Below are 21263 nucleotides of genomic sequence, written 5' to 3'. Positions count from 1 at the left end.
TAATCAAAGAATGTCTGCAAACAAACTCGCCAGCAGCGCGCAAGGCCTGCAATCATCTGCCATCCGTGAATTATTAAAACATAGCAAAATGGCAGGGGTGATATCGCTGGGCGGGGGTATTCCTAATCCCGATCTGTTCGATCACGAAGGGCTTAAAATTGCTGCCGATGCCGTCTTATCTCAGCATTTTGGCGAGGCGTTCCAGTACGGCCTGACGGAAGGCGTACCGGGACTGCGCGAGGAAATTAAACGCATCTGCGAGGGGCGCGGTATCGCCTGTAAGGCCGATGATGTCGTTATTACTTCCGGCTCGCAGCAATCTCTTGACGTGCTGGCGCGTGCGTTAATCAACCCGGGTGACACCGTTGTGGTTGAGCGTCCAACCTATCTTGCCGCGCTGCAGGTCTTCGGCCTGGCGCAGGCGAATTTTGAATCCGTTGGCACCGACGGCGACGGCATGAAGGTGGATGAGCTTGAGGCCCTGGTGGCAAAGAAAGCCATCAAAGCGGTCTATATCGTTCCAACGTTTGGTAACCCCGGCGGCGTCACGCTTTCCGAAGCGCGCCGTAAGCAGCTGGTGGAATTATCGAAGCGCTATGACTTCGTGATTATTGAAGACGATCCGTACAGCGAAATTAATTATACCGATGAAGTCTTCCGCCCGTTAATTGCCCATGCCAAAGATATCGGCAATGAAGAGAACGTGGTGTATACCTCGACCTTCTCTAAAATACTCGCGCCGGGCACTCGCGTAGGCTGGGTGCTGGTACCGGAATGGCTGAAGCGCGCGGTAGTGAACCTTAAGCAAACCACCGATCTGCACACCAGCACGCTGTCGCAGCTGATGACGTATGAATACCTGAAAACAGGTCGTCTGGCCGATCAGATTAAAATGATCCGCGAAGCCTATCGCCAGAAATACCAGACGTTCGCAACCGAGCTGGAAACCGAGCTGGGCGACGTGATGTCGTTCCACAAGCCGAAGGGCGGGATGTTCCTGTGGGCGAAGATGAATAATGGTAGTAACACCACCCGCTGGCTTGAAAAAACGTTAAGCAACGGCGTAGTATTTGTGCCTGGCGAGTTTTTCTACTGCAATGAGCCAGACCCAACGACGCTGCGCATGTCATTTGTGACGCCAACGGATGAAGATCTGAAAGAGGCGGTTCAACGCCTGAAAAAATCGCTCTAAAAGAGCTGCGCATAATGGCTTTCCTGCCGTTATGCGCAATACGCGTTCAGGGCGGCACGGGCCGCTATCGTTCATGGTGAGTTCCATGTTTGAATTTCTGATCGGTGTCGTTACCCACACGCCCGTCTGGGTGTGGGTGCTGTTTATCTTCCTCATCTCTCGCGGCATTAAAGCCCGCAGGCCCGCTACCGTTACGCTGGAGAGGCTTGCCATCATTCCCGCTATCTTTCTTCTCTGGGATATCTACGATCTGGTGGTCTACCGCACGTTAACCCCCGGGTCTGTCGCATTGTGGACGGCGGGGATCCTCGCCGGGGCCGCGCTGGGGTATTTCCTGATTAAGCAGGCGGTTATCACCCGCGCAGAGGCGCCGCGCACCCTTTTCCGCCAGGCAGACTACACCGCGCTGCCGTTTATGATGCTGGCGTTCGGGGTCAAGTATGTGCTGGGCGTGATGAGCGCGGTCTCTCCCCAGACGATGCAGCAGCCCGCCATGAGCGCGCTGGCGATCGTCTCCGGCGGCGTGTTTGCCGGCGTGTTTATCGGGAAATTTGCGCGCTATATTGGCGTGTATAACAGTGCCGCACCGCGCCCGGCGGAGTGACGTTATTCTGTCGCGTGTGCCAGCGTGCGGTCTGCAGCATCGCCGCTGAGTGCTCGCGTGACTTCATGGATCCGCCAGATTTTCCCTTCACGCAGCGCGGCAAACAGGTAAACCTCGATCTCTGCCTGACGACCATCAGGATATGTGACCGTCACGATATGCCGGTCAGCCAGAAGTTCGTCATGACAGGCTATCTCCGCCACGCTAAAGGCGATCGCGCGGATCTGCGAGCGGACGTGGCTCAGATGCTGGACAAAACCCCGGTAGTCAAGCGCGTGACCGTCCGTAAACTGCTGGTAATCGGGCGTAAATACTTCTGCCGGATCGATATCGCCGTTGAATAAGCAGGTTAACAGGCACGCCATCTTTTCGCGCTGCGCGGCGTTGTCAGGCTGGGCTACCAGGGACGTGATAATGCTCATACGGGCTCCTTATGTGGTTGAGTCCCCATTATCCTTGACAGCCGAAGACGTGGTTTCTGTAATAGGTCGATGAATAACGATTTTCGGTCAAAATGAGATGGTCAGTTTTGAAACGCTCCGTCATCCCGGCGGGTATCGAACACCGTGGCATAGTCATCGCACCGGCCAGCTGTGGCGCATTGCAACGGGTCTGTTGGTCATTGAGACGCAGCAGGCGCGCTCGGTCGTACCGGCAAAACACATCGGCTGGATCCCGCCAGGTCAGCAGCACGCCGCTTTTTCTGAAAGTGCGATAGAAGGCTGCGCCATCTATCTTGACCCCGCCTGCTGTGCAGGGCTTCCCGATGCGCCCGCGCTGTTCGAGCCCGACGATCTCACTCATGCACTGTTTTCCCGTTTATGTGGTGCAGAGAACGAGTACGATCCGCGAAAGCTGACTTTGCTGCTGGATGAGCTTGCCCTGACGCCCCAGGCTCACTTTTCTCTTCCCGTGCCGACGGATCCGCGTCTGAAGAACGTGGTCAGCCATTTGCTGCAGTTTGTCGATGATAACCAGACGGTCGAGAGCCATGCCCGCCGTGCGGGGATGAGCGTGCGTACGTTCAACCGTCGGTTTAGTGCCCAGACCGGAATGAACTTTGTTAACTGGCGGCAGCTGGCACGCGTCATGCGGGCAATGGAGTGGCTGGCGGCGGGGAAGCCGGTAGGGTGGATTGCGCTGTCCTGCGGCTACAGCAGCGTCAGCGCATTTATTGAGGTTTTCAGAGCATGGACCGGTAAAACGCCGGGGCAGTGGGCGATGTTGCGGTCTGATGCCCTCCCCACGTCCCGCTGAGCTTTACAATGTAGGCCGGGTAAGGCGAAGCCGCCACCCGGCGATTGACTACCGCTCCCTCAGCGCCTCTTTCGCCCGGTTAAACGGCTTAATCAGATAATCCAGCACCGTTTTCTCGCCGGTCTTAATGTCCACCGTGGCAATCATCCCCGGCACAATCGAGAAATGTCTGCCCGCCTTATTCACCAGGTAGTCCTGGCTGGTGCGAATGAACACCCGGTAATAGAACACCTCCGGCTTGGCCTCGTCCTGAATAGTGTCCGGGGAAATCGTCTCCACCACCCCGTGCAGCCCGCCGTAAATGGCGTAATCGTAGGCGGTGATCTTCACCAGCGCCTCCTGGTTCGGGTGGATAAAGGCGATGTCGCGCGGCGACAGGCGGGTTTCGATCAGCAGGTGATCGTCTACCGGCACAATTTCCATCAGCTCGCCGTTGGGCGGGATCACCCCGCCGATGGTGGTGACCTTGATGTTTTTGACGATCCCGCGCACCGGGGATTTTACCGTCAGACGGGTGACGGAATCCTGGCGGCCCTTGAGGATCGCCGAAACCATATCCACCTCCGCGTTGGCCTTGGAGAGCGCCTCGCGCGCCTGGACGTAATACTGCGAGCGCACGTCGGTGAGCTTCAGCTCCAGATCGCTTTTCTGCCGCTGCAGGCGCAGCACCTCCACGTGGCTGGCGGCCCCGGTTTTCACCAGACGCTGGGTGATGGTCAGCTCTTTATTGGCGAGATCTAACGCGGCGCGCAGCTCCCGCTGGGTATCCTCCAGCTGCGCGCGGCGCGAGTTGTACAGCCGCGTTTCGTCGGCAATCAGATCCGGCCATTTTGCCAGCGAAGGGGGGAACTTCAGCGGGAGATCGTTCACCTCGGCGTACAGGCGGGCGCTGGAGGCCAGTGAAGCCCGGTAGCGCGCCGCGCTTTCGCCGACGTTCGACTCGGAACGGGTAGGATCAAGCCGCGCCAGCACCTGCCCGGCCTGCACCTGATCCCCCTCGTGGACGTTCAGCTCGGTGAGGATCCCCCCGTCCAGCGACTGTAAAACCTGCTCGCGCGAGCTGGGGATCACTTTACCCGAGCCGGTTGATACCTCATCCAGCATGCCAAACCACGCCCAGACGCCCAGCACCACAAACATCAGCAGCGAGAAGATCACGATCCGACGCGCGCCGGTGTAGCCGCTTTCGGAGTCGAGGGCATTATCCAGATCGTCCATTGCCGCCACGTCACGCTGACTGATTTTCATTTTTCCACTCCCGTCCGGTTGCTGCCTGCTGCTGTTGCTGCATACGGCTGTTGTTCAGCGCCTGGGCTTTTGGCGCGTCCATCACCAGCATCCCCTCTTTCAACACCACGACGCGCTCCACCAGCTCCAGCACCGGGACGCGATGCGTGGCGACAATCAGGGTGCGGTGCCCGAGCCAGTCGCCCAGGCGCTGGATGAATTCCCGCTCGGTGTGCTCGTCGAGTGACGCGGTGGGTTCATCCATCAGCACGATATTCGGATCGCGCAGGAGCATTCGCGCCAGCAGAATCGACTGGCGCTGCCCGCCGGATAACCCCACGCCGTTTTCCATGATCGGGTAGTCCAGCCCTTTGGGCAGCTTCTGCACGAAGCCCGCCGCACCGGTCAGCTCCAGCGCCTCGAAAATCTCTTCGTCGGTGGCGCGCGGCATGCCGAGGGTGATGTTCTCGCGCAGGGTGCCGTAAAACAGACGCGCGTTCTGAGTCATAAAGCCGACGTTGCGCCGGACGTCGGCGACGTCGAGATGCGGCAGGCTGAAGTTATCAAGCCGCAGCTCGCCGGCTGCCAGATCCATCCCGCCCGCCATGGCCTGCAGCAGGGTCGATTTGCCCGCGCCGTTACGCCCGAGGATCGCCACTTTCTCACCCGGCCGGATCTCCAGCCGGTTAATGCGCAGCGCCATGCGCGGATCGTCCGGCTGATAGCGGAACTGCGCCTGCTCGAACAGGTAGTGACCGCGCAGCACGTCCTGGCGGATCGGTGTCTCCTCGCGCTGGTTTTCGGTGGGAAGCTGCATGATGCTGTCCAGCCCCTCTTTTGCCGCTTTGACCTGCTGCCAGCGCGCCAGCACGCCGCACAGCGTCGCCATCGGGGCGATCATGCGGGAGGCCAGCATCGACGCGGCGACCACCGAGCCGGTGGTCAGGGTGCCGTCGATCACCATCGGCGCGCCGACCACAATCACGGCGGCGTAGACCAGGCTCTGAATGGTCATCCCCCAGCTAATCAGGTTCTGCGTCAGCTCGCGGGTGCGCAGGCCGGATTCGGCGGTGATCTGGATATAGCTGTTCCACTGCTGCAAAAAGCGGTTTTCCGCCTGCATCAGCTTGATGTCCTCCAGCCCCTGCACGCTCTCCACCAGCACCGCGTTGCGCAGGGTCGATTCATGAGCCGACTGTTTCGCCAGCTCCGCCAGCTTCTTCTGCAGCAGCAGGCCGGGCAGGACCATGATCACCGCCGCGACCGGGGCGATCCACGCCAGCTGCGGGGCGATGATCGCCAGCACCACCACGAACAGTAAAAAGAAGGGCAGGTCGACAATCGTCGAGATAGTGGACGAGGTGACCATCTCGCGGATCTGCTCCAGCTCGCGCAGCTGTGAGATAAAGCTCCCGGTGGAGCGGGGGATCGCGCTGTTGCGCAGCCGCAGCGCGTGGCCGAATACGCGATCCGAGACGCGCATATCCGAGCGCTTGCCCAGCAGATCCATAATGTGCCCGCGCGCCACGCGCAGCACAAAGCCAAACAGGGTGGCAATCAGCACCCCGATGGTCAGGACGTACAGCGTCGGGTAGGACTGGGCGGGGATCACCCGGTCATAGACCTGCATGGAAAAGACGATCCCGGAAAGCGACAGCACGTTGATAAACAGCGCGGCCAGCATTACCCAGCTGTAGGGGCGGAGATCGCGCATCACCAGCCGGTAGAGCCAGTCCGGTCGGTATTTTGAAATATAGGCGTCCACGCGGCTGTCCTTCAGCGCGGCGAGTGGACGCAGGGCAATAACGTGGCGGATAGCGGGCAGCATCGCCGTCATCGACAGCCGGTTGGTGTAGGTCTCATCGCCGAAAAAGCTGACTTCCAGCGTGTCATCGCCGTCGAAGTGCTCGATCGCACCGACCCGGCCGTCATTCAGCGCCACCACCACCGGCAGACGCCAGCTGTTGATCGACTGCTGGTCAGCGGTGAGCAGTTGAAACGACAACCCCGCCTCACGCGCCAGCTGGGTGAGGGCGGGTACCATCGGTTTGCCTTTCAGCCACGGTGCGCCTGCGATCAGCGCGCCGGGCGAGCAGGCGACGCGGTAGCGCGTGGCGATAAAGCCAAAGGCCTGCGCCCACTGCGCCAGCGCCTCATCCGTCATGTTTTCACCTTGCGGGATATCACGCTGCTTCATGGCTGGATCTCCACGGTCTGGATGGTGCGGTTATCAAGATCGAACGCATGACGCAGCTGCCCGGTGTTATACAGGCAGTTGAGCTGCAGCTGGTGCAGCTGACCGAGGGTCTGCTGCTGGGTGAAGCGCGCCTGATAGACCTCCTGTTCTGCGTTGAGCACGTCGAGCAGCGGGCGCGAGCCGAGGTCAAGATATTGCTGCTGGTACAGCTCACGGGTGCGGGCGCTGAGGGCTTCCTGACGGCCCTGGATTTGCAGCGTGCTTTGCAGGCTCATCACCTGGCTACGGGCTTCCAGCAGTTTCTGGCGGACATCAAGGCGCGTGCGCTGAATGGTGGACTGCGCCGCCTCCACCGCGTGTCCGGCAGCGTTACGCCGGGCGGTGAGGCCGCCGCCCTGATAGAGCGGCATCTGCACTTTCACCCAGGCGGAATACTGGGTGCGATCCCGCGTTTCGCTGCCTGCATAGCGGTCATTCATGTAGTGACGCACCTCCGGCTCCAGTGAGACGGTTGGCGTCATCTGCGCATCGGCGTAGTCGAGGTTAGCCTGGGCGACGTTAGCCTGCGCCCAGGCAGCGAGAACGGCGGGAACCAGACGGTCGTCCGGCTCGGCGATATCGCAGCTCCGGCCCAGCTTTTGCGGAAAGTCATTGCTGATCGCGTTCAGGCTGTTCCAGCCGAGAAAGCTCATCAGCGTGGCGCGGGCGCTGTCGAGGCTGGCCTGGTACTGCATCAGCTGGGCGCGCGCGCCTTCGATACGCGCATCGGTCTGCACCACGTCAGAGAGCGACGTGGCGCCCTCGTCGTTACGCTGGCGGGTCAGCGTGCCGATGGAAGAGAGGGCCTCAAGCTGTTCTTTGGCGGTGTCGACCATCTGCTGCCAGGTTTGCACCTGTACCATGGCAACGGCGGTATCGTGGGCGATGGTGTCGATACTCACCAGCACGTTGGCCTGCTGCTGGGCAACGCCAGCGCTCTCGGCGCGCACCTGGCTGGCTACTTTGCCAAAGTCGTAGAGCATTTGTGAGAGAGAAAGCACCAGCGACGGCGTAAAGCCGTTCTGATCGCCGTCGTGGGAATAACCGTTGTCCACGCCGGCATTAATCTGCGGATAGTATTTTGATTTCGCGACGTCCACCTCTTCGCTCTGCTGGTAGAGTTTGCCCACGGCTTCGCTGATAGCCGGGTGCCAGGTAACGGCGCGGTTGACGGCCTCGCCAAGCTGCAATGAACCTGGAGCGGCGTTGCCTGCTACCGGGGCCACGCGCCCGTTGAGTGAGGGGAGTTCCTGCGTTTCGCGAAGCTGTCCGGTATTGATGGTTGCCGCCGGATTTGCGCAGAAAGCGGGCACAGATATCAGGCAGCACGAGAGCCACCAGTAAGGCATCTTCATTCCCATGTCATGTCCCAAATAAAATAAGTAAAGCTTTATTGTTATGCCCGGGCGCTGTGCGCCCGGGTCATCTCTTGCAGGTGCTATCAGGTAATGATGTGTTGCTGGTTAACAAGCTCGTCGTAGGTGGTCTGAACGTTATCAAGCGTAACGAGCGTGGTATTAGTGTAGGTGGACCCCGCACCATCACGGTCGATGGAGATCACAGTGTTGCTACCGCTTTGTGTGACATGGATATAATTCCCCAACGAGGCGGTATTACCGTCCCAGCCCACCAGCAGATCGCCAATGTCGATCTTGTCTCCCTGCGCCAGCGAGAACCCGGTCCAGTGATCGCCTCCGGCGCTGCTGACGTTACCCGCCGTGGCATTCCCCACCGTACTGTTCAGCACCTGGTAAATCAGCGTATCGCCGTAGGCCGTACCGGTGATGGCGTCGTTATGCTCCGAGCTGATGAACTGCGGCGCCATATTGATGGTTAGCGTGGCGCTGTCCGTGTTGCCGTTGGCATCGGTCAGGGTGTAGTTGAAGGTCTCCTTCGAGGTCATGGTTGAGAGCGATACCCCGCTGTTGAGGGTATAGGTGTAATGACCGTCAGCGCCGATCGCCAGGATGCCGTAATGGCCGGTGATGTTCACCGTTGCGCTGCCGGTATACGGATCCAGAGTGGTGGTCACGCCGTTGTAACCGGTCACGCTCAGACGGGTATCCACCGAGTGGAGCTGATCCAGCACGCCGCCAGAGTCGGTACCGTCAAAGATGTTGCCGTTGACGGTGTGGCTGCCTGTCGCGTCGAAATCAGTCAGCGAGTAGGTGGTGCCGGTGACGCTTGGGGTGATAGTGATGGTGCCAATACCCAGTGCACCAACGTTACCGGTATAGCTCAGGGTATAAGTGCCTGCACTCAGGTCAAGACCTGTTAAAGGAACATCCGCATTACCGCCCAGCAATATGCCGCCGTTAAATGAACCGGTGCGGATCGTTGTGCCGTCCAGTGATAACGTCCAGTTGACTGTCAATCCACCCAGCGACAGGAGCGAGGCCACATTGAAGTGCAGTACTGCATTATGCAGGGCGGTGTTTGGATCCACCACAAAGGTGCCGCTACCACTCCCCGATGAGGGAAGCGCCAGCGTGCTCCAGCTTGCGCTGCCTACGGTCGTATCCGAATAGGCGGTTGTATGGTGCACTGACGTCACATCCATCACGGCGCTGACATCGTTCACCGCATTCATCGCCTGCGCGGTTGGGGTGATGTTGAGTGATGCCGTATCCTTCGAGCCGTCAGGCGCGGTAACGGTGTAAACGAAGGTATCCGGCGTGCTGATATGGTCCGCCCCCACGCCGCTTCTCAGGGTATAGGTGTACTGACCGGACGAATTGATGGTCAGCGTGCCGTATTCCCCCTGAATGGTGGTGGTGCCGCTGCTGTTGACCGCCACGCCGTTCACTTCCGTAACCAGCGTGCCCGCTGGCACCGGGTCATTCGCCAGCACGTCGCCCGTGGTTGTTTCGCTAATACTCGCCACGCTGTAGACATGATCCTGCAGGACGCTCAGGGTGTAACCCGTCAGTACAGCGATCCCGGACGCGGTATTCAGCAGGAACAGATACTCCCCGGCGGGCAGATTTAGCGTCAGCTGGGATGACGTGCCCCCCAGCAGCGGGGCGCGCAGCCAGCCCGACTCGACGCGAACCTGCTCGAAGGTCTGGGTCGCGTTGTTGAACTTATAGACGTACAGATCGAACACTGACGCCAGCGCCACGCCGCCTACCGAGGCCTGGATGGTCATGGTGCGGGTCGTTCCTTCCTCCACGTTGTAAATAATCGGGTTGGTCATGTCGTCCAGCAGGTTAAGCCCCAGCGTGTTGCCGAGATTAATGCCCACCAGGGTAAAACCGTTCTGAGACGAGGCGCCGTTATTAATTTCATGCACGCTGGTGTCGAAGGTCAGGGCGTTGGTGTCGTCAACGGCGACAATACCGTTGACTACCGTACCGGCACCCAGGGACAGCACCAGCTGTGCCGACGCGCTGACGCCGTTATGGGTGATGGTGTAGGTGAAGCTCTCCGTGCGGCCAATGACCGCGGCGCTGGTGTCGGTCAGGTTGTAGGTGTAGCTGCCGTCGCGATTAATGGTCAGCGTACCGTACTGGCCCTGAATCACCGTGCCGTCGGCGTTCACGCTGGTGGTGACGCCCTGGGCGTTAGTGACCGCGGAGATAGTGGTCCCTGCCGGCGCGTTGTCGCTGCCGGCGGTTGGATCCGTATCAAGGATCACGTTGCCGTTGAGGCTGGTTTCACCGGTGACCGTACCCGGACCGGTCTCTTTCACCGCCACGTCGAGGCTGGTGTAGGAGCCGGTCGCCAGCAGGTTGGTGTTGTAGCTGAGCACGCGATAGTTGCCGTCAGCCAGCCCGGTCAGGTTCAGTGAGACGCCGGTTGCGCCGAGGGTCAGCAGATCGGCAAACTGCGGCTGGCCGGTATCCACCACGGTGGTCCAGGCGCCGTTGACGTAATGCTGAACCACCAGCTCCAGGGTATTGAGCAGAGAGAGCACCGCCCCCGTGGCGTTGGCGTTCACCACGATATCCGCGCTGCCGCCGCTGCCCACCGTGAAGTTCACCTGGGCGGTATCGTTGCCCAGCAGCGTCAGGACGTTGCCGACGGCGCCGACCAGCAGGAAGCCGTAATCGCTGTACTGGCTGTTGGTCACGGTTGCCGTGGTGCTGAGGTTCAGCTCTTCGACGTTATTGCTGGCGGAGAGCGGCACCACCGGCGCAAGGGCAGAGCCCGGCAGCGAGGCGTTGCCAGCGGCGTCGGTGGCGGTGATCTGCAGCGTCTGGCCTTCGGTCTGTTTGTTAATGAAGGTGTAGCTGTAGGTGCCGTTGCTGCCCGCAATGGCGGTCACCGTCGAGCCGTCCGCAAGGCGGATAGCGACGGTGCTGCCTGCTTCCGCAGTCCCGGTCAGGACGCTACCGTCAGCGTTGAAGGTCCCGGTCGGTGCCGTTGGTGCGATCGTATCGACGATAATCGTCGTCACGGCGGACGCCACGCTGGTGTTGCCCGCCGCATCGGTGGCCGTGGCGGTGAGGTTATGCGTGCCTTCCGCCAGCGCGGTGGTAGTTTGCGGCAGGGTCCAGTTGCCGCTGCCATCGGCGGTCACCGTACCCACCAGCGTGATGCCATCGTAGATCCGAACCGTGGCATTCGCTTCGGCTGTCCCGCTCAGCGTTGGGCGCGTGTCGTTGGTCGGATTCGTACCGGTCACCGGCCCGGTGACGCTGCCGACATCATCAATGACCGAACTAATGACCGGCGCGGCTGGCGGGAGGGTATCGACGTTAATCACATACCCGGCGGTGGGCGCGCTGGCGTTGCCTACCGCATCGGTAGCGGTAAAGGTCAACGTGTGCGCGCCGTTGCTCAGCGCCGGAGATGGCGTAAAGCTCCACGCCCCACCGGTCGCCGTCACGCTGCCGATTTGCACGCCGTTATCAAAGATTTTCACCGTGGAACCCGCTTCCGCCGTGCCGCTGAGCGTTGGCTGCGCGTCGTTGGTGATCCCGCCGTTGGCAATCGGCGTCGCCGCATTACCCACGTCATCCACGATACTGGTCAGCACCGGCAGCGCAGGCGGTGTGGTGTCGACAGTGAGGCTGAAGCTGGTGGAGGACACGCTGGTGTTGCCTGCTGCATCCGTGGCCTGCGCGGTAAAGCTGTGCGGACCACTCGCCAGCGTGGTGGTGAGCAAGATACTCCAGCTCCCGCTGCCATCCGCGGTGCCCGTTCCGACAAGCGTGGTTCCCTCATAGATCTTCACGGTGGCAAACGGTTCACTGGTCCCGACAAGGCGCGGTACGGTGTCGTCGGTTGTCTGCCCGGACGTGAGCGGGCCGGTGATGCTGCCCACGTCGTCTATCGCCTGGCTGATAACCGGCGCGTTCGGTGCCGCGGTATCAATAATCAGGGTAAAGTCCGGCGAGGTCGGGCTGACGTTACCCGCTGCATCGGTGACCGTGGCGGTCCAGGTATGGCTGCCGCTGGCCAGCGGCGCTGACGGCGTAAAGCTCCATGCCCCGGTACCGTCCGCCTGAACGGTGCCGACCGGCTGCCCGTTTTCATAAACGGTGACCGTGGCGTTGGCGGTCGCGGTGCCGTTCAGCGTCGGCGTGGTATCGTCGGTGCTCTGCCCGGAAGAGAGCGGGGTTTGAATGCTGCCCACGTTGTCACCCGCGGTCGAAATGACCGGCGCCGACGGTACGCCCGTATCCACCGTCAGGTTAAACGGTGTCGTCGTGCTGCCGGTATTGCCTGCCACGTCGGTGGCGTTGAAGGTGATTGCGTGCGGCCCGTCGCCCAGATCGGTGCCCGGGGTGAAGGTCCAGTTGCCCTGGGCATTCACCACCGCCGTGCCAATTTCGCTGCCATCAACGATCACGTGCACTGTGGCACCCACGTCGCCCGTGCCGTTGAAGGTCGGACGCGCGTCGTTGGTCGTGTTGCCCGACGTGAGCGTCCCGGTGACGGGCGCGACATCGTCAATTACGCTGGTCACCACCGGTACGCCAGGGGCTGCGGTATCAACGGTAAAGGCAAAGACCGATGAGTTCGCCGAGGCGTTGCCTGCCGCATCCGTTGCATAGACGCGAAGGGCGTAGCTGCCGTCGCCCAGCGGCGCGGCCGGCGTAAAGGACCAGTTGCCGCTTCCGTCAACGACCGCAGTACCAATCTGCGTGCCGTTATTCATGATGTGAATAGTGCTGCCCGCCTGCCCGGTACCGCTGATGGTTGGGGTGCTGTCGTTGGTCACCTGGCCGCTGGTGAGGTTGCCCGTGACGCCGCCAGGGACGTTGTCGTTTACCGTATCCAGCGTCGGAACCGTCGGTGCCGTCAGGTCAACCACCACGCTCCAGGGGGCTGAGACCGCGCTGACGTTACCCTGCGGATCGGTCGCCCGAACGGTGAAGCTGTGCGAGCCTTCACCGAGCGCGGTGTCAGGGGTAAACGTCCATGCGCCGTTGCTATCAGCCGTCACCACGGCGATCTGCGTGCCGCCATCGAAAATAGTCACCACGCTGTTTGCGTCCGCTGTCCCTGAAAGGGTTGGCGTGGCGTCGTTCGTTTCGCTGCCGCTGACCACCGTGGTGGCAGCGTTACCGACATTGTCCGTAACGTTGGTGATGACCGGCGTGGCGGAAACGGAGTCCACCACGACGGTGAAGCCCGCAGAAGGACCGCTCTGATTCCCCGCCGGGTCTGTCTCGCGGATGGTCAGGACGTTATTCCCCTCAGCCAGAGGCGGTGTTGTGTAGCTCCAGGTACCGGTATTGCCGATCACCACGCTGTCCAGCAGCACGCCGTTGTTGTAGATGGAGATGGTATCGCCTGCTGCGCCGGTGCCGGTGAGGGTCGGCTGGTTGTCGTTTGTGGTCTGGCCGCTGGTCAGCGGACCGGTGCCGGGGCCGACGTCGTCAATTACGGCGCCGATGGTCGGCGTGCCCGGTGCGGTGAGGTCAACGGTAACGCTGGCCGCCGGAGAGCGGCCGCTGGTCAGGCCGTTGAGGGTCGCGGTCACCTCAAAGGTGTGTAGCCCCTCGCCAAGCGCGGCTGGCGTATAGCTCCAGTTGCCGCTGCCGTCGGCAGTGACTGTCGTCAATGGCGTCGCGCTACCGTCCAGGTAGATAGCGATCTGGCTCCCCGCCTGAGCCGTGCCGGTAAGGGTAGGGGTGGTGTCGTTGGTGGTTTGGTCTTTCACATCGCCCGTGATTGGGGCGACGTCATCGTTGATCGCCGTGATGACGGGCACCTGCGGCAGGTCGAGCGGTGAATCGGTAACGATAAAGGACGCGCCAGGGCTGGCATTTCCTGCGGCATCGGTAGCGCTTACGGTCAGCGTGGTCGGATCCAGCTGCGCCGGGCTCAGCGCAATGGAGAAGCTGCCGTCGCTTGCGACAACGCCGGTACCAATGACGGTCCCACCGCTGTCTTTCACGGTAACGGTGGTTCCCGCTTCGGCATTACCGGTCAACGGGGTCCCCTCCTGTGCCAGGGACATGTTGGTCGGGTCGGCAGGTGCGGCGGTGTCCACCGTCACGCTCAGCGGCGTCGAGTTTCCGGAGGCGTTACCCGCAGGGTCGGTAGCAGAGACGGTGAAGGTGTGCGGGCCATCCGACAGCGTTGTGCCTGCCGTCCAGCTCCAGCTGCCGTCCGGCTGTATCGTGACCGGCACGCCCGACGGGGTACCGTCGATGGAGACGATAACGGTGGTGCCGGGTTCGCTGGTCCCGGTGAGGGTCGGCGTGCCGTCGCGGGTGTAGAGCACGTTGTTGGTGAGCTGGCTGTCTGAAACGGCATTAATCTGCGGAATCTCAGGCGCAGCGGTATCGAGCGTGACGGTAAAGACCGCACTCGGCGCGCTGACGTTGCCCGCCGCATCCACGCCTGCAACGGTAATGTTCAGCGGGCCGTCCGTTTGCACTGGAAGCGTCAGGCTCCATTCTCCGTTAGCGACCACGACACGGCCCAGTTCGACGCCGTTGTTGTAGACGATCACTGTCTCACCGTTAACGCCGGTTCCGCCCACTGTCGGCGTGGTATCCGTGATGTAGCCCCCGTTAGGCTCGCCGCCCACGGCGCCAATCACTGGCGGAACCGGCGCCACGGTATCCACGGTGATCGTAATGGCTGCCGACGGGTCAGAGACGTTGCCTGCCTCATCGGTGGCGGTGGCGGTATAGACGTGGCTGCCCTCCGCAATATTACTGTCAGGGCGCCAGCTCCAGTTGCCGTTGCTGTCTACCGTGACGGTACCAACGATAGTTGGCGTGCCGCCGTTGACCGTGTCAGTGATGTTGATAACGTCGTTCGGCGTACCGGTGCCGCTCAGGACCGGGCGCGGATCGTTGGTGGTGCCGCCATCGGGAACGGGACCGGTGATCTGGGTGACGCTGTCAGTAATGACCGGTGCTGCAGGCGTAGCCGGCGGGTCGGTGTCAATGGTGATGGTGACCGGCTGCGACGGGGCGCTTTCGTTGCCCGTGCCGTCCACGTTGGTGACGGTCAGGGTGATGTCATAGGTGCCGCCGGGCAGCGGGGATGGCGGCGTCCAGGACCAGTTGCCGGCACTGTCCACGACAGCGTCGCCGATTTTGACGCCGTTGCCGTAGATCGTCACGGTATCGCCCGCCGTGCCGGTACCGCTCAGGGTCGGCGTGGTGTCGCGGGTGATTTCTCCCGGGTTCAGCGGCGTTTGCGTTGTGCCGCCGTCAGGATTGACGGTAATTGCCGGGATATCCGGCGTGGCAGGTGCGACGGTATCCACCGTCAATACAAACGGGCTGGAGATAGTGGTATTGCCGGCGGCATCCGTGGCGTGAACCGTCAGGGAATGCGGGCCGTCGGTGAGCGGGGTGACCGGCGTAAAGCTCCAGCCGCCGCTGCCGTCGAGGGAAGCGGTGCCGAGCAGGGTTGTGCCGTCATAGACGGTGATCACCGCATCCGCCGGAGCGGAGCCCTGCAGCAGCGGCTGGGTGTCGTCGGTGGTATCGCCGCTGGTGAGCGGGCCCTGAACGCCGCCGACGTCATCGGTCACGGTGGCAATGGTGGCAGCCGTTGGCGGTGTGGTATCGACGGTCAGGGTGAAGCCGCTTGACGGCTGGCTGGTGTTGCCCGCCGCATCGGTGGCGACAACGGTAAAGGTATGAGGCCCCTCCCCAAGCGGCACGGTGGGGGTATAGGTCCACACGCCGTTGTTGTCGACCGGGGCCGTGCCAAGAACGGTGCCATCCAGGCGGATGGTGACCGTCGAGCCTGGTTCAGCCGTGCCGTTGAGCGTCGGCGTGGTGTCGTTGGTGCTGTCGTTGGGGTTGAGCGCGCCGAGGCGCTCCGGCACATCATCCAGCACCTGGGTAATAACCGGGGCAGCAGGCGCGACGCTGTCAATTGTCAGCGTCCAGGTGTTGGAGACGCCGCTGGTGTTACCTGCCGCGTCGGTCGAGACGGCGGTCAGGGCGTGCGGACCCTCACCGATTGGCGAGGACGGCGTAAAGGTCCATGCGCCGAGACCATCGGCAACGGTTGTGCCAATTTCAACACCGTCCACGCGCAGGCTGATCGTCGCGTTTGCTTCGGCGGTACCGCTGAGCGTCGGGGTGGCGTCGTTGGTCGTGGCATTTGGGCCGAGTAAGCCAACAATTCCACCGGGCACATCGTCCACGACTTGTGAAATCACCGGGGCGTCAGGTGCCGTCCCGTCGACATTAATTGTCCACGCGGTTGATATTCCGCTCGGGTTACCGGCGGGATCCGTCGCCGTTGCCGTCAGCACGTACGTGCCATCGGTCAGCGGTGTGGGCGGCGTAAAGCTCCACTGGCCAGAGGAGGGAACAACCGTCGTACCGAGGACATCGCTGCCGTTATAAATCGTGATGGTCGAACCCGCCTCGCCCGTTCCGTTCACGGTCGGCGCCCGGTCGTTGGTAATCCCGTTCGGGCCCACGGGGCCTGTGGTGGCCTGCACGTCATCAATCACAGACACGATAATTGGTGCCTGCGGTGGGGTAGTATCCGGTGACGCGGCGGCGGTTGCGGGTCCCGTGTTGCCTGCGGCGTCGGTGGCGTCAGCGGTCAGGATTTCGCCGTTGAGCTTCGGTGGGGTCAGCGGCAGGCTGAAGTTACCCTGGCTATCGGCAACAACGGTACCGAGGGTGACATCGCCTTCACGGATGGTCACCGTGCTGCCTGCTTCCGCGATGCCGCTGATGGTGCCGCCATCATTCGAAACGACGAGGTTTCCAGGGGCTGACGGCGGGGTAGTATCCACAGTAAAGGTGACAGGTGCTGATGCCGTACTCTGGTTTCCGGCCGCATCGGTTTCAGTGACGGTTATGGAGTGTGTCCCGTCCGGCAGCGGAGCGTTTGGCGTAACGCTCCAGGTACCGTTGGGCTGCACCGTCGTTGTGCCAATCGCCACGCCGTTATCATAAATGGTGATGGTTCCACCTGGCTCGCCCGTTCCCGCCAGGAGCGGCAGTGAAGCATCCGTAGGCGCGCCCGACGTAATGGTCCCCCTGATAAGACCTGTATCGTCGGTCAGCACAATCGCGGTCGGGGCGTCCGGCGGAGTAAGATCCACCGTAAGAGTAAACACCGGTGAGGCTGGCCCGGTGTTGCCGGCGGCGTCGGTTGCCTTCACGGTAATCTGGTGAGTGCTTTCACTCAGGTCAACTGACGGGGTAAAGGTCCAGGTGCCGTTGCTGGCGACGATTGCCGTACCAATAGCGACTCCGCCGTCATAAATCGTCACGGTCGAGCCCGCCTCGCCGGTGCCGGTAAGCTGTGGGCGCTGATCGTTGGTGCTGCCGCCGTTGGTCACCGTCCCCGTCTGCGGGGCGATATCGTCGATTACACTGCCAATCGTTGGTGCATCGGGCGCGGTTATGTCCGGCGCGTTGAGCGTTGTGCCCGGGCTGGTATTCCCGGCGTTATCCGTCGCGGTGGCAGTCACCTGCTCGCCGTTGGTCAGCGGTGTTCCGAGGGAGACGGTAAAATTGCCGTCGCTGCCCGTTTTTCCGGTGCCAACGACATTGCCGTTCGCGTCTTTCAGCGTGATAGTGCTGCCCGGTTCGGCGGTACCGGTAACGGTCTTGCCATCTGAAGAGAACTTAATACCGGAAGGTGCATTCGGCGGCGTTGTGTCCGGATCGGCAGGATCGACGGGGGTGTTGGGGTTGGTGCTATTGTTATTACCGCCATCTCCACCACCGCCGCCGGTACTTGCCGCAGCCGCGATACCGCCTGCAGCGACAATGCCGCCGAGGGCCCATGGCCAGAAGGCGGCACCACCGGCATCACTTCCTGACGCCGCAAGCAGTACGTTCGTAGACGCGATAGATTCGTACGTCGCGGCCCCGGCCGGATCTTCAATCCACCATAATGCGCCGTTGCTGTCCTGCAGTACCAGCTGGCTCACGCCCTGCGCGTCCGTGACGTAGAAATTTTTTACAGTGATCACCTCGCCGGAGTGCAGCGTAACCAGCAGATCGTTACCACTTCGCGCGAAGTGGGAGACACTCGCTCGCTCGACGTGAAGCTCAACGATGGAGGAATGGCTCAGCGTGACCTGTGTGCCTTCCATTTTCGTTTCTACGCCAGTAAGTTTCGAGATAACAGAGATTTGGCTCATTTAGTTATTACTCCAGCAGATGTGTCATAAACGGCGAGCAAGACGAGCCATCTCTGCAGAAGGTAAAGGGCGCCCCCGGCGCAGTCGCTGTTATAACGCAGCACTGACCGTTTTTTTAGCGCGCACGATGCCCGCCAGGATTCAGAGTGGCAACATCAGAGCGAATCTAATTTTTTATGAAAGAGAACCGTTTTATTCGTGTTTTATGTTTTGTAAAACCCTGTAATTAATAGAGGAATTATTTTTGAGGATATAAAATTGATATAGACAGAAAACATGGGTTGTGCAAATTAAGCTTTCGCAAATAAGTGCGAAAACAAGGTGGAAGGCATTGGTATATTGATGTTGTCAATAATTATGATGGTGCAATCCTTTGTTTTATATGACTTTAATTTTAGTGTGTAATGTTTTTTTTAGCGTGGTTTACGCACTGCGATAATTGGTAGGGAATGTTTTGAATATAATGTAAAACTATATTGTTTAGGTTTGCTTAATGTTCATTTAAGTTAGGGTAATGTTTTTGATATAAAATATATTATGTCACTTGCACTATAAAATATATTCTTATGCGAGGTTAAAACTCTGCTATTACGCGAAATAATAACGTTAAGGAGAGGATGAGATAACCTGATTTATTTTCATTGGGCTACAACGTCAGCATGATTTTGCGACAGCAAAAAATTTACGGGGAGAATGAATAAAACTCATCAGTCGGACGTTTACTGACGTCACTCCCCACTCACCCTGGAGCTTTATATGAACACGACCTCGTTTCGTTTGATCCCGGTGCTGATTTTTTCCCTGCTGTCCCCACTGGCGCTGGCGATGGGCAATAATAGTACCGAGAGCAAAACGCCCGACTGTCCTGCCGGACAGGTGTATGACAGCGCTACTCAGAAATGCGTGCCGGACAAGAGCAGCAGCCTCAGCGACCAGGACAAAACCAACTATGCGTACCATCTCGCGAAGAAAGGAGAGTACCAGGCGGCGCTGAATCTGCTTGATTCGCTGAAAAATGGCAATACGGCTGAAGCGTGGAACTATCGCGGGTTCGCCACGCGCAAACTTGGCCGTACGGACGAAGGCATTGGTTACTATCAGCGTGCGCTGGCTATCGCCCCGGATTATGCCAAAGCCCGGGAATATCTCGGTGAAGCGTGGATGGTAAAAGGACGTCCTGACCTCGCGAAAGAACAGCTGAAGGTCATTGCCGGTATTTGTGGCCAGTCCTGTGAGGAGTACCGTGACCTGCAGGCCGCCATTAACGGACATCCGGAATCCTGATTTTCTCGTGGAGGGAAAGCCCATCGCTACCAGTGAGGTTCGTCAACAGTTAGCCGCACATCTGTCGCGTCTCTGGCGCTATGGGCTGGTGCTGTCGCGAAACAGGGATATCGCCGAAGAGCTGGTTCAGTCCACCTGCGTGCGTGCGCTTGAAAGGAGCAGCCAGTATACGCCTGGCACGCGCATCGACAGGTGGCTGTTCGCGATACTGCACTCCATCTGGATCTCTGAGCTTCGGGCTCGACACGTGCGTCAGGGACAGGGATTTGTGGCCAGCGACGAGCTTCTGGCACCGGACACCCGCGAACAGGATGAGACGCGTCTGCATTACCTTAAGGTGATGCAGCGCGTCAACACGCTGCCTGAAGCCCAGCGCAACGCGGTATTTTTGGTTTATGTCGAAGGATTTACCTACCAGGAGGCGGCGGACACCCTGGCGGTGCCGATCGGTACCGTGATGAGCCGGCTGGCAACGGCACGGGCGGCGCTTGCCAGGTCCGCTGACGCACTGCCTCCGGTAAAGGAGAAACGCTATTGAACGCGCACCGTTTTGCACCGCCCTATAACGACGACGCTATCGTGGCATGGATAGATGGCGAGATGTGCCGCGCCGACGCGCAGCATTTTGAAGAACAGTTGAAACGTGATGAACGCCTCGCCGGGCGAACCAACGAACTGATGAAAAGCAGCCAGGATTACGCCGGGGCGTTTGCCTCCCTGCTGGATGACGCGCCTCTGGAGACAATGCAGGCGCGTCTGGCTGCTATTCCCGAACCACAGTCCTCCACGGCGCCTGGCGTTAGCAGGCGGTCGCTGATTGCCGCATCGATCAGCTTTTTGATGATCGGCTCCGGGCTGGGCTATCTGCTGCGGCCCGCTTCCGCGCCAGCGGATGAGAACGCCCATATTCGCGACCTCGAAGCGCAATATATGTCCCTGTACAGCGTCGAGACGCTGCTGGATATGGACAGCGCAACGCCGATCCTGCAGCGTGGGCTGGAACGGGCCGCACAGGATATCGGCATAAAGCTGCACATGTCGCAGCTAGTCCTGCAGGGGGCAGAGTTGAAGATGGTGCGAATGCTGCGCTATGAAACCACCTCTATCGCGCAGATTGCCTGGATCAACGCCGACTTCGGCCCGATGGCGCTCTGTATTTCTCCTGTTGACGAGAAGACCAGGGCCTCTCTGCGCCAGGAGCAGCGGCACAGCATGAACCTGGCGTGGTGGCAGGAGGCGGGCTACCAGTTTGTCCTGATTGGTCGCAATCCGCCGTCTCACCTGCGGGGAAATGCGGAGCAGCTACAGCGGCTCATTTCAGGATGACGGCACGTCGTTTGTCTTAATCGCAATGGCGATGGCAATACGATCGTCCACGACCAGCGCAAACTTATCCATCCCGTAGGACGCGCGCGAGATCGCCGTGGTGGCATCCAGGGTGAGGACTTGCGCATGCGGGTCTTTCACCACGGCCTCCAGGAGCACCGGGCGGGCAATGTTACGCACGGTCAGCGTGCCGAACACCCTGAACCGTCCGTCACCCAGGGCGACCACGCGAGAGCTGATGAACTCGATAGTCGGGTAGTGCTCAGAATCAAAAAACATATCGCTTTTCAGCTGCCAGGTAAGCAGCTTGTTTGATGCCACCAGAGTTGCTACGGGAATGGTGACGTGAATATGATCGTCGACGTCGTTTTCCGGGTTGAGCGTCACGGCGCCCGTCACGCCGCTGAACGTCGCCCAGGAGAGGATGCCGCCGAAGGCATGCCACGATAGCCGAATGGCGGTGTTATCGGTGTCGATAATGTAGCTTTTTGGGGCAGCTAATGCCCACGGACAAAACAAAATCAGCACTATCACCAGGCGTCGCAGCATCTCAGGATCTCTTTTAAGGGGGCAGGGAGTAAACGCGTCACCCCCG

At 60.4% G+C, this 21263-nt stretch carries 12 protein-coding genes; 6 read left to right on the top strand and 6 right to left on the bottom strand.

The genetic code is table 11. The annotated features are described in order from the left end of the window. Window positions 1–10 precede the first annotated feature (10 nt). Both OTG14_RS17565 and OTG14_RS17560 read left to right on the top strand, forming a co-directional pair. Window positions 11–1192 (top strand): aminotransferase-like domain-containing protein, encoded by a 1182-nt coding sequence (locus OTG14_RS17565; RefSeq protein WP_267215520.1) that lies wholly within the window; start codon window positions 11–13, stop codon window positions 1190–1192. 85 nt (window positions 1193–1277) lie between these two features. Continuing rightward, complete coding sequence (locus OTG14_RS17560; RefSeq protein WP_024907665.1) at window positions 1278–1796, top strand: DUF6622 family protein; 519 nt, start codon at window positions 1278–1280, stop codon at window positions 1794–1796. Between the two features lie 2 nt (window positions 1797–1798). Here OTG14_RS17560 and OTG14_RS17555 read toward each other — a convergent pair whose 3' ends face one another. After that, the gene (locus tag OTG14_RS17555; RefSeq protein WP_267215519.1) at window positions 1799–2218 is read right to left on the bottom strand and encodes a nuclear transport factor 2 family protein; all 420 of its coding nucleotides are present in this window, start codon (window positions 2216–2218) and stop codon (window positions 1799–1801) included. A 97-nt stretch (window positions 2219–2315) separates the two neighbouring features. Here OTG14_RS17555 and OTG14_RS17550 point away from each other — a divergent pair, with 97 nt between their 5' ends. Next, window positions 2316–3053 (top strand): AraC family transcriptional regulator, encoded by a 738-nt coding sequence (locus OTG14_RS17550; protein WP_267215518.1) that lies wholly within the window; start codon window positions 2316–2318, stop codon window positions 3051–3053. A 48-nt stretch (window positions 3054–3101) separates the two neighbouring features. On the opposite strand, the gene OTG14_RS17545 is transcribed toward OTG14_RS17550, so the two are convergent. From OTG14_RS17545 to OTG14_RS17530, 4 genes are all read right to left on the bottom strand, one after another. Next, entirely contained in the window at window positions 3102–4271 is a 1170-nt protein-coding gene (locus tag OTG14_RS17545; RefSeq protein ID WP_267215562.1) for a beta-barrel domain-containing protein, read from the bottom strand. A gap of 10 nt (window positions 4272–4281) precedes the next feature. Beyond that, on the bottom strand, window positions 4282–6477 hold the full coding sequence (locus OTG14_RS17540) for a type I secretion system permease/ATPase (protein WP_267215517.1): 2196 nt from the start codon (window positions 6475–6477) through the stop codon (window positions 4282–4284). Then, window positions 6474–7877 carry a TolC family outer membrane protein gene (locus OTG14_RS17535; RefSeq protein WP_024908317.1) on the bottom strand — a complete coding sequence of 468 codons (1404 nt, stop codon included), beginning with the start codon at window positions 7875–7877 and terminating at the stop codon, window positions 6474–6476. Before OTG14_RS17535 ends, OTG14_RS17540 begins: the two co-directional genes overlap by 4 nt. Before the next feature lie 80 nt (window positions 7878–7957). Next, window positions 7958–18058 carry a BapA/Bap/LapF family large adhesin gene (locus OTG14_RS17530; protein ID WP_267215516.1) on the bottom strand — a complete coding sequence of 3367 codons (10101 nt, stop codon included), beginning with the start codon at window positions 18056–18058 and terminating at the stop codon, window positions 7958–7960. Between the two features lie 756 nt (window positions 18059–18814). Between OTG14_RS17530 and OTG14_RS17525 the strand changes: the two genes are divergently transcribed. From OTG14_RS17525 to OTG14_RS17515, 3 genes are read left to right on the top strand one after another with little or no spacing between them, the layout of a single operon-like run. Then, window positions 18815–19342 (top strand): tetratricopeptide repeat protein, encoded by a 528-nt coding sequence (locus OTG14_RS17525; protein ID WP_024908319.1) that lies wholly within the window; start codon window positions 18815–18817, stop codon window positions 19340–19342. 7 nt (window positions 19343–19349) lie between these two features. Further along, on the top strand, window positions 19350–19880 hold the full coding sequence (locus OTG14_RS17520; protein ID WP_024908320.1) for an RNA polymerase sigma factor: 531 nt from the start codon (window positions 19350–19352) through the stop codon (window positions 19878–19880). Continuing rightward, a complete protein-coding gene (locus tag OTG14_RS17515; protein ID WP_048992703.1) occupies window positions 19877–20668 on the top strand; it encodes an anti-sigma factor family protein in 792 nt (263 codons plus the stop codon). Before OTG14_RS17520 ends, OTG14_RS17515 begins: the two co-directional genes overlap by 4 nt. Here the strand turns inward: OTG14_RS17515 and OTG14_RS17510 are convergent. Next, a complete protein-coding gene (locus OTG14_RS17510; protein WP_032645317.1) occupies window positions 20660–21217 on the bottom strand; it encodes a YceI family protein in 558 nt (185 codons plus the stop codon). The genes OTG14_RS17515 and OTG14_RS17510 overlap by 9 nt on opposite strands. Between the last annotated feature and the right edge of the window lie 46 nt (window positions 21218–21263).

Origin of the sequence: Enterobacter pseudoroggenkampii (assembly GCF_026420145.1) — a bacterium.
Classification (GTDB): domain Bacteria; phylum Pseudomonadota; class Gammaproteobacteria; order Enterobacterales; family Enterobacteriaceae; genus Enterobacter; species Enterobacter pseudoroggenkampii.
Note: the sequence above shows the minus strand (reverse complement) of the source record. Positions and strands in the feature narration are given on the sequence as shown.